The sequence below is a fragment of the Syntrophus aciditrophicus SB genome (assembly GCF_000013405.1).
Taxonomy (GTDB): Bacteria; Desulfobacterota; Syntrophia; order Syntrophales; family Syntrophaceae; genus Syntrophus; species Syntrophus aciditrophicus.
Genome location: NC_007759.1, coordinates 930,498 through 940,728, shown reverse-complemented (window position 1 = coordinate 940,728; position 10,231 = coordinate 930,498). Strand labels below are relative to the sequence as shown.

Annotated in this window: 6 protein-coding genes and 1 tRNA gene; 6 read left to right on the top strand and 1 reads right to left on the bottom strand. The window is 52.1% G+C overall.

Annotated features, from left to right (window positions below; translation table 11 throughout):
• Positions 1 to 6 precede the first annotated feature (6 nt).
• The 5 genes from SYN_RS04275 to SYN_RS04255 are packed head-to-tail and all read left to right on the top strand — an operon-like array spanning position 7 to position 8,781.
• A complete protein-coding gene (locus tag SYN_RS04275) occupies positions 7 to 2,652 on the top strand; it encodes a TrlF family AAA-like ATPase (RefSeq protein WP_011416813.1) in 2,646 nt (881 codons plus the stop codon).
• A gap of 14 nt (positions 2,653 to 2,666) precedes the next feature.
• A complete protein-coding gene (locus tag SYN_RS04270) occupies positions 2,667 to 3,908 on the top strand; it encodes an RNA-binding domain-containing protein (RefSeq protein ID WP_011416812.1) in 1,242 nt (413 codons plus the stop codon).
• Entirely contained in the window at positions 3,905 to 6,256 is a 2,352-nt protein-coding gene (gene pglZ, locus SYN_RS04265; protein ID WP_011416811.1) for a BREX-1 system phosphatase PglZ type B, read from the top strand. Before SYN_RS04270 ends, pglZ begins: the two co-directional genes overlap by 4 nt.
• 1 nt (position 6,257) lies before the next feature.
• Positions 6,258 to 8,309, top strand: coding sequence for a protease Lon-related BREX system protein BrxL (gene brxL / locus SYN_RS04260; protein WP_011416810.1), 2,052 nt, complete (start codon positions 6,258 to 6,260; stop codon positions 8,307 to 8,309).
• Between the two features lie 55 nt (positions 8,310 to 8,364).
• Positions 8,365 to 8,781: a hypothetical protein gene (locus SYN_RS04255; protein ID WP_041584702.1), complete on the top strand. Its 417-nt coding sequence runs from the start codon at positions 8,365 to 8,367 to the stop codon at positions 8,779 to 8,781.
• Between the two features lie 16 nt (positions 8,782 to 8,797).
• On the opposite strand, the gene SYN_RS04250 is transcribed toward SYN_RS04255, so the two are convergent.
• Positions 8,798 to 8,895, bottom strand: a tRNA-Sec gene (locus SYN_RS04250).
• Positions 8,896 to 9,154: 259 nt separating this feature from the next.
• Between SYN_RS04250 and nadA the strand changes: the two genes are divergently transcribed.
• A complete protein-coding gene (nadA, locus tag SYN_RS04245; protein ID WP_011416808.1) occupies positions 9,155 to 10,066 on the top strand; it encodes a quinolinate synthase NadA in 912 nt (303 codons plus the stop codon).
• Positions 10,067 to 10,231 lie beyond the last annotated feature (165 nt).

The window sequence follows — 10,231 nt, the reverse complement described above, 5'->3', positions numbered from 1 at the left end:
ATCAATATGAGTAAAGCCAGATATGCACGATTCTGGAAATGCGCTCTACAGGTGAATCCATGGGACTACGCCAGGAAATATCGAGGCCGGGACCACGGACTGGATGAATCAGAGTACAACAATCAGATTCTCCAGACATGCCAGTCTGAAGACATACACGTTGTGGGTATTGCGGACCACGGGAGCGTTGACACGCTGGATGGACTTCGCCAGGTTTTAGTTAATGGCGGGATTGTGGTCTTTCCGGGATTTGAGATTGCATCAGCGGAAAAGGCTCACTTCGTCTGCCTGTTTTCAGAAAACACCACAATTCAGCAACTTGAGCGATACCTGGGCAGCCTTAAGCTGACGGACCCGGACGACGGCGTTCATCCCTCGTCCTTAAGCGCCGAACAGCTCCTATGGGAAATCGAACAGCTCGGCGGCATAGCCTATGCGGCGCATTGCACAGAAAAGAGTGGCGTACTCCAGCGGAAGCTCGACCATGTGTGGAAAAATTCTCTTCTCCTTGCGGCACAGGTTCCCGGCTCGCTTGATGACCTAAAAAATGACGAAGGCAACGCATACCGAATCATACTACGCAACAAGAACCGGGACTACCAGCGAGAGCGTCCGATAGGGATTATCAACGCAAAGGATGTCGCGGAACCGAAGGATTTGCAGTTACCTCAAGCATGTTGCCTGGTACGTATGACCGAGCCTTGTTTTGATGCTTTCAGGCAGGCCTTTCTGGACCCTGAATCTCGGGTTCGGCTGTTAAGTGACCGCCAGGAACGTTTCTTCTCTCAACTGGAGCGTGTGCGCTTCACCGGCGGCTATCTCCCGGGCGTGGATATCCAGTTGTCTGGGCACTTGAACGCTATCATCGGCGGACGCGGCACCGGCAAGACGACTCTCTTGGAATGCATTCGCTATGCGATGGAGCAAGAACCTATCAGCGAACGGGCGAAACGGACCCATAGAGAGATTGTAAAACAGAATCTTGGGGCTGGACGTGTTGAGATCGACATCCGTTCATTCACCATGCAGGGACGGAGATTCACGATCTCCCGCCGCTATGGTGAAGCCGCAATTGTTCGCGACGAATCGGGCAACACCTCGACGTTCCGGCCTGCCGACCTGCTTCCCAGGCTCGAAATCTTTGGTCAAAACGAGATCTTTGACATTGCGCAGGACGAAGGTGGATTGACAAGCCTGTTGCGGCGGTTTCTCTCCAGCAAAGACGCGACCGACCGGCGTAGGATAGAAATCCAGGACAAGCTCAGGGGAAATGCAAAGCGCCTGGTCGATGCGCGGAGTAAACTTGCAGAGATCGAAGACCAGGTGGCACGCCTCCCCAAACTGGAGGAACAGGCTAGACAGTTTCAAACGATCGGCCTTGGTGAAAAACTCGCTATTGTTCCAAAGTTGGAGAAGGAGAGACAATTGGCGGCGCGCATCGAGGAAGAGCAGCGTAATGTTCAGGAAGCACTGGTCAGTTTGGAGGATGCGCTGCCCGACGCAACTTTCCTTGGTGAAGAAGTCGTTAAAGGTCTCCCCCATGTACAAGAAATCAGAAAACTCAGAAGTAATCTGACAACACTGCACTCTGAACTTGAAACTTTAATAGCCAATGCCAAGCAGAAAGTGGAGGTCTCCGATACCGAAATCAAAGCAAAAATAACCGCTTTGTCAGCAAAGATTACCGGTGAAGAAGCCACCCTGGAACAGGAATTTGCCAAGATACCTGCTTTTCAAGGCCGTACCGGCCGCGAAATCGGATCGGCATACCAACAAGTGCTTAAAGACATTGAACGGATTCGACCTTTAAAAACAAAGCGCGACACCAGACAAATGCTTGTCACCGAACTTCGCAAGGAACGGAACAATCTACTTGCCAATCTCTCAGAGGCTATTGCAAATGCCGCAGCAGAGATTGATGTAGAATTAAAGATACTGCGTAAGAAGTTGGAAGGAAAGCTCCGCCCATCTGTCGATCACGCAGCAAACCGCAGAGAATTAAAAGACTTTATCATGAAATGCAACTTGGAAGGTGTGGGTGAGGCGCGATTACGCTGGCTTGACGATGCAGAGGAGTTCTCTCCCATCAGACTCGCACAGACGATAAGGCAGGGCGCAGAAGCGCTTAAGAATGCCGGGTGGGGGATGACTGCCGGTGTGGCAGAGGCTTTGACGAAACTTTCGGAATCTAAACTTCTTGAAATTGAAGCCATGGTATTGCCAGACATTATCCGGCTGGAGTTAAATGTCGCGCATATCGGCAAGGAAGAATATCGTCCGATATCCAAACTCTCGACCGGGCAACAATGCACGGCCGTGTTGCACTTGCTGCTCTTGGAAAACCGGGATCCCCTGATCGTCGATCAGCCGGAAGATAATCTCGACAATGCATTCATTGCGGAACGCATTGTCACTGAGCTCCGCTCTGCAAAGCTCGGGAGACAGTTTATCTTCGCAACACATAACGCGAACATCCCCGTGTTTGGTGATGCAGAGTGGATCGGGGTGCTGCAAGCCAGCGAAGGCCAGGCCAACATGCCTGATGAATTCCAGGGTGCGGTGGACGTACCTGAGATCCGCTCTCAGGCTGCTGCCATTCTGGAGGGAGGGAAAGAGGCCTTCATCCAACGTAAGGAAAAATATGGTTTCTGAAAAGGGGAATTCTGATGCTTAAGATTGAACTTTTGGAGATCATCGCGGCCGGTGAAAATTCAGGTATTGAATTCAAGCGGGATGATGTACGCCCGGAACAAATTGCGCGGGAAATCGTTGCCATGGCCAACCTGAAAGGGGGACGGCTCTTACTTGGCGTTGACGACGACGGAACAATTACCGGAATTCAACGTCCGAAGACCGAGGAATGGGTAATGAATATCTTAGCCACCAAAATCCACCCGATGCTTCTGCCATTTTACGAAGAGGTGGTGTTAGACAATGGCAAACGTGTGGCTGTAGTGACCATTTCAGAAGGACCTAGCAAACCTTATGTTCTCAGACATGAGGGTAGAGAGGAAATCTTCATCCGCGTGGGGTCCACAACACGGCGGGCTACCCGGGAACAGCAGGCACGCTTGCACGAAATGGGCGGCATACTTCATACCGAATTACTGCCAGTTTCCGGCGCTGGCCTTAACGTGCTTGACCGTCAACGTATCACCGATTTTCTACAACATATCTTGCAGGACGCCATATTGCCCAAATCAGATACTGAATGGTCTCAACGTCTTATGGCGCTTGGCTTCATGACCAGCGGACCTGGAGGCATTCCTGTCTGCACGATTGCTGGGCTTTTGCTTTTTGGTTTCGCTCCGCGAAGTTTTTTACGCCAGGCCGGCATTCGGATTATGATTTTCGAAGGTAGCGAAAAGGCTTACCATGCGCTCTACGACAGGGTTATAGACGCTCCTATTCTTCCCCTGTGGACTACGTCCAATGAAAACGGACGGGTTCAAGCTGCTGATGGGCTTCTCGAAATAGTTAATTCAATCATACAGCCCTTTATTTCAGAAGAAAGCAGTAAAATTAATGTGGCCTTTCGTAAAGAGGTATCGCAGCGCTTCTCCCGGGAAGTTATCCGGGAAGTCCTGCTGAATGCAGTCGCTCACCGGGACTGGACGCGCTTTACCGACATTGAACTGGTTATCTACGCTGATCGGCTTGAACTGACCAGCCCTGGTCCATTGCCTAATACGATGACGATCGAAAAGATGATCGCGGGCCAGCGATCGCCACGTAATCCTCTTCTTGTCGATATCCTGCGTGATTATGGATATGTGGATGCACGGGGCATGGGTATCAGGAATAAGGTTATCCCTCTCGTCCGCAAAATGACCGGGCAGGACCCAATATTCGAAGAAACCGATGATTATTTAAAAACGATCATTCCTGCCGCTGGAGTAAGCAAATGAAAGATGAAACGACCCTGATAGAGTCTGTCTTGGCCTCTCTGGCACACGCTGCACGGTACAATCCCGGTGACATGGTTGCTCCGGCAGCCGTTCTATGGACAGACACGGATGGGCAGTGGCGACTGGTGGTTGAACAACTTCGAAGGTTCATGCCAGGACTGCTGACACTTGGTGAGTACGATCCACAGACACGCACCGGACCAGCGATCTGGTTGCGGTGTGTGATCGAGCCAGTGGTTCGGAAAGAGAAATTCACAGACCTGCAATGGCCGGACGATGCAACGCCTGTGATTTACATGCCGGGTGTGAGCCGCCAGACACTTCGGGCCGTCGAGGAATGCCCTGACGGGCTTAAGCCACTGGTGGAGCTTCAGTATCGCGGTACGGTCTGGACGCAGAAAAACGGCAAGGACTGGACAGTTCTTGCTTTCCTCATTAGTGAAGATGGGGGGATGGGTTTGGATGTGGCTGGGGACAGGCTTACACTCCAGGCGATTCGGGGCGCTTTGTCGAAATTGTCAGTAACGCCGGTAAAGCAGTTGAGAAACAAAAGACTGGAGGCTGAGGACTTCGACCGGTTGATGATTGGCGACCCAACCCGCGATCTGCTGCGCTGGCTGAATGACCCGGATGGGGTGCGTAAGGAGTTGGACCAAGGAACCTGGGCGGCATTTCGCAATCGCTGCCGACAGGACTATAGTTTTAATCCAGAAACAGATGGAGACATTGTAGCCGGCGAAAAGCTCGGGATACGCGAGGGCACATGGTATGGCGTTTGGGAACGTTTCGTGGAGGCGCCGGCGTTCTATCCGAGAGTTCCGGAGCTCCTGCGACGCTCTAAGCCATCGGGAAAATTGATCTTTGATAAAGATTCATGGCCGGATGAGAATGAATCCATGGAAAATGAACTTCGGAGTGCTCTATTAAAGACAAGCGCGATGAGTCCCGACGAAGCTCGACAACAACTGGAACAGTTGGAAGTCAAGCATGGAGTACGTCGTAACTGGGTATGGGCTAGATTGGGCATGAGTCCGCTGGCCAATGCCATGGAGCATCTGGCAGCCGTGGCCAAACGGACCGAAGTAACGCTTGGTGGCGAATCGGTCGATGCCATGGCCAGACTTTATGCCGAGGGTGGATATCTCGCTGACGATGCAATGCTTCGATCCTTGGCTTGTGTGAAGACGGCGGAAGATACCACAGCCGTCCAGACAGCAGTAAGATGCGTTTATCTGCCTTGGCTGGAGGACACGACCAGGCATTTCCAACAATGCCATTCGGTTAAGTCGTTGCCTTCAGTGGAACAACAGGAAGTTGCCAAAGTTAACACACATGAATGCATCTTGTTTGCCGATGGGCTGCGGTTTGACATAGGACAGCGACTCGCAGCGATGGCCAGCGAGCGGAACATTGAAGTGTCTGTCACTTGGCGCTGGGCTTCACTTCCCACAGTAACGGCAACAGCCAAGCCGGCAACGTCTCCTATTGCCGGGAAGTTAAGCGGCGGTCACATGAGGGAAGACTTCTCTCCAGAATTGAAGGAAACCGGCGAGACGTTGACTACGGATCGTTTTCGTCGGCTGCTTTCAGATGCTGGCTTCCAGATACTAGGGCAGGTTGATACAGGAGACCCTCTAACGCAGGACGCCAGAGGGTGGACCGAGTACGGAGAGTTTGACAAACTCGGACACGATCTCCAGGTAAAGCTGGCAACCATGATCGAAGACCAATTAGAACTTCTGTTCGAGCGAGTGCAAGGGCTACTGGAAGCCGGATGGAAACGGGTGGTCGTAGTAACCGATCACGGCTGGCTGCTCGTGCCTGGCGGAATGCCCAAAGCACCACTACAAAAGTACCTTGCCGAGAGCCGATGGTCGCGGTGTGCAGCCATTAAGGATACATCGCATGTAGAAGCACCGGTTTCCGGCTGGTCATGGAACTCGCATGAACAATTCGCCCATGCGCCAGGGGCTTACTGCTTTGTGTCCGGGCAGGAGTATGCACATGGCGGCGTGAGCTTGCAAGAGTGCATGGTTCCGATTCTTACCTTTACTGCCATGATGGAATCGCCTCAGTTGATCGTCAAGGTATGTGAAATTCAGTGGATTCACCAACGCTGCCGAGTAAAGGTTGAACCAGTGGCGGAAGGAATAATGGCGGATCTGCGGACGAAACCAAGCGTTGCCAGTTCAAGCATTTCTGGCCTTAAACGTCTGGATGCCCATGGAAAGGCGGCGCTGCTGGTCGCTGACGACACGCTTGAAGGAACAACGGTCAGCCTGGTTATTGTCGATGCTTCTGGACGCGTCATTTGCAAAGAAGCTACTACCGTCGGAGGTGACAGATAGCATGAAAGAACTCGACCATCTTGACCAACTTGCGGCATCTGCATTCGACGGTTATTTGGTTCGCAAGGACCTGGTAAGACGGTACAGCCGGCAGTACCCCGTTCCGACTTACGTTGTGGAATTCCTGCTCGGACGTTACTGCGCGTCCGTAGACTCACAGGAAATCGACGAAGGATTGAAAATCGTTGAACGTCAGCTGCAGGATCGCACTGTCCGCACAAGCGAGCAGGAACTTTTCAAGGCACGGGCGCGTGAGAAGGGTTCAGTAAAATTGATCGACATTGTCAAGGCGCGCCTCGATGCCAAGACAGACTCATTCCTGGTTGAATTGCCAAGTTTGGGAATCAGGGACGTCCGGATTGCAGACGCGATAGTGCATGAGCATGAGCGAATGCTGACCGATGGTTTCTATGCTGAAGTAACACTGACCTACGATGCAGCCATTGCGGCTGAGAAACACGGCAGGCCATTCGCTATCGATAGTCTGCGGGCAATCCAGCTTTCCAAGTCGGATGTCCTGGCAACCCTGAGAAAAGGCCGCGAGAGTTTTACTAGTTATGAGTGGAAGGATTTCCTCCTGCGCTCTGTAGGTTTGGAACCGGCGACAATGTCGGATCGGGCACAGATGGTGGTGCTACTGCGAATGATCCCCTTTGTCGAGCGTAACTACAATCTTGTTGAGCTCGGCCCACGTGGCACGGGCAAGAGTCATCTGTACCAGCAAATATCACCTTATTCGCACTTGATTTCGGGCGGAAAAGCAACAGTTGCTAAGATGTTCGTAAACATGTCCAGCGGTCAGCGGGGGCTTGTCTGCCTATATGATGCGGTTTGCTTCGATGAAGTGTCAGGTATCTCTTTTGACCAGAAAGATGGGGTAAACATCCTTAAAGGCTATATGGCGGCCGGTGAATTTTCGCGTGGTAAGGAAAGCATTCGAGCTTCCGGTGGCATCGTGATGGTGGGCAACTTCGATGTGGACGTGGAGCAGCAGCAGAGAATCGGCCATTTGCTCAGCCCGCTGCCACCAGAAATGCGCAACGATACGGCCTTTATGGACCGCATTCACGCCTATGCACCCGGGTGGGATTTCCCAAAGCTCAAGGCAAGTGACCACCTTACAAATCATTTCGGTCTGGTGACGGACTACCTTTCCGAGTGCTGGACGAAGTTACGCGAAGGCACGCGAATATCGGCACTGCAAGGCCGGGCGCATTGGGGCGGCGCGCTGAGTGGGCGGGATATTGAGGCGGTCAATAAGACCATCAGTGGTTTACTCAAGCTTTTATTTCCCGACCCGAATATGTCAATACCCGATGATGATCTTGAGTTCATAATCCGGATTGCCTTGGAGGCACGGCGCCGGGTTAAAGAACAACAGAAGCGTTGCCTGAAAACAGAGTTCCGAAATACGCATTTCAGCTATTTTATGGGCATGGATGGAGTAGAACAATTCGTATCGACGCCTGAACTACACAGCGATGAAGCGATCGAAGCGGACCCATTGCCGCCCGGACAGGTATGGGCGATCAGCCCCGGTGGACAAGATGCAGCGCCATCTCTATATCGCATCGAAGTAACGTGCGGTCCGGGCAATGGAGTGAAGATACTTAATGCACCCGTTCCACCGGCGTTTCGAGAAAGCGTCCGTTTTGGAGAGCAAAATCTCTACTCGCAGGCCAAGTCTCTTGTTGGGGATCGCGACCCTCGCAGCCATGAGTTTTCCGTGCAGTTGCGGGCGATGGATACAGACCATTCCGGACATGGCTTGGGGTTGCCCTTATTGATAGCCCTGTGTGGAAGTTTGATGGAGAGGAGCACGAAGGGTAGGCTTATCGTTATTGGCTCGCTCAATTTGGGAGGTTCAGTGGAAATGATCCCCAACCCGGTCGCCGTCGCCGAGTTAGGGGTTGAAAAAGGAGCTGCCCAGATTCTCATGCCAATTTCGGCACGAAGACAACTACTAGAATTGCCAGACGAAATGGCGACAAAAGTAAATATCGTCTTCTATGCGGACCCAGCGGATGCCTTTATGAAGGCCATCCTCGAATAAGGGTAATTAAAATTAAACTTTGAGGGTGCGACGTGTCCATATATAAGAAAAAGTGTTGTGGTTTAATGAAACCGGACAGACATTCGCCGATGCCAGAAAGGCATATGAAAAAGAGATCAGGAAATGGGAGCCGATCATTGAAAAAACGGTCGATTTATTCGTGCGGATGAACACGATGCAGGCGGAGATTGTCTCGACAGTCCTGTTTGCAGAAAAAGAATTGACGAGAAGCGGAAAAAATAAACCTGCCGAAACCGATGTCCTGTCCTATGTACTCGAATGGAAACAGAAACTTCGTCCCCCACTTGACAGTGAAAAAGTCGCTCATACCATCAGGAATTTGGCCATGCTTAAATGGCTGAATGTTCAGCCCAGCCCCAACTTGCCCGTTGCAGGCAAGTTTATCCATGTCGCCGAAATCATCAAAATGCGTAGGCACTCCGTAGGCGCCAAAGCAAGTAATAAAAGATAATAAAATTGAGTAAAAATGGCGGAAGTGCATGGGAATCGAACCCACCTGGGACGGTTTTAGCGCCCCACACCGGATTTGAAGTCCGGGAGGCCCACCAGTGACCTTGGCACTTCCGTGGGGAAGAAAAAGCGGAAAATTGTAAGTTGTCTGAAAGCTGCGGCATTAAACCCCAAACGGGGTCGGCCTGTCAACCATTATCTCTGACTGATCCGGGTACTCCGGGTTGCAGCCCTGCAAACCGCTCTGGTAACTACCCCAATTCCCCCAATCTGTCAACAGTCGCATCGTTTGTTTTTCATCTTGTATTGTTGGTTTTTATATTATATTTCCAAAATATAAGAGTTTAATTTTCCAGAAATCGAGGGGGCGACTTATGAGCTTATCAGACCTGCAGTCAGAAATCCGCGCGTTGCTTCATGAACGGAACGCCATCCTGCTGGCGCATTATTATCAGCGGGAAGAAGTTCAGGAAATTGCCGATATACTTGGAGATTCGCTGGCCCTGAGCATCGAGGCGGCTCGGACGAATGCCGATGTCATCGTTTTTGCCGGTGTTCATTTCATGGCCGAAAGCGCCTCCATCATTTCTCCGGACAAGACAGTTCTTCTGCCGCATCTGGGTGCGGGATGCCCCCTGGCCGACAAGATAACACCCGTATCGCTGGCAGAGGCCAGAAAAAAATACCCCGACGCCGCGGTCGTCACCTACATCAATTCCTCCGCGGAGATCAAGGCGCACTCCGACATCTGCTGCACCTCGGCCAACGCCGTCAAGGTGGTCAACAGCCTGACGGATGCCCGGCAGATCCTCATGATCCCCGATGGCAACCTGGCCCGTTACACCGCCAGATTCACGGATAAGGAGATCATCCCCTGGGAAGGCTACTGCCCCTTCCATCATTTCGTCCTGCCCGAGGAGGTCGCCCGGGCAAAAGCGGAACATCCCGGCGCCCTGTTCATCGCCCATCCGGAATGCAACGAGGCGGTCGTGGCGATGGCGGACTTTGTGGGCAGCACGTCCGCGATGATCGAGTTCTGCCGGAAAACGGATGTCCGGGAAATCATTGTCGGAACGGAAATCGGGATCATGACCCCGCTGAAAAAGCAGAATCCCGAAAAGATTTTCATTTCCCCATCGGAAAGTCTTGTCTGTCAGACGATGAAACTGATCACGCTGGAGAACATTCTCGCATCCCTGAAAACAATGACCCCGGTGATCAAGGTGCCTGAAGCGATCCGCATCCCCGCAAAGAGGGCTCTGGACCGGATGCTGGCCGTGCGGTAAGGCACTCTTAAACCCTTGCCGGTCATGGAGATTAAACACCGGCACTCCATCCTGAACAGGATGATGAAATTTGCAGGATAGCAGGTTGACAGGAATTCCTGTCCGGAACTCCTGAGCCGAACGTTAATGAATTGAGAAAAATCATATCCCTCCAACGAGGACCGG

Coding starts and splice junctions, on each gene's coding strand:
- SYN_RS04275 (WP_011416813.1), top strand. CDS start 7: ATGAGTAAAGCCAGATATGCACGATTCTGGAAATGCGCTCTACAGGTG.
- SYN_RS04270 (WP_011416812.1), top strand. CDS start 2,667: ATGCTTAAGATTGAACTTTTGGAGATCATCGCGGCCGGTGAAAATTCA.
- pglZ (WP_011416811.1), top strand. CDS start 3,905: ATGAAAGATGAAACGACCCTGATAGAGTCTGTCTTGGCCTCTCTGGCA.
- brxL (WP_011416810.1), top strand. CDS start 6,258: ATGAAAGAACTCGACCATCTTGACCAACTTGCGGCATCTGCATTCGAC.
- nadA (WP_011416808.1), top strand. CDS start 9,155: ATGAGCTTATCAGACCTGCAGTCAGAAATCCGCGCGTTGCTTCATGAA.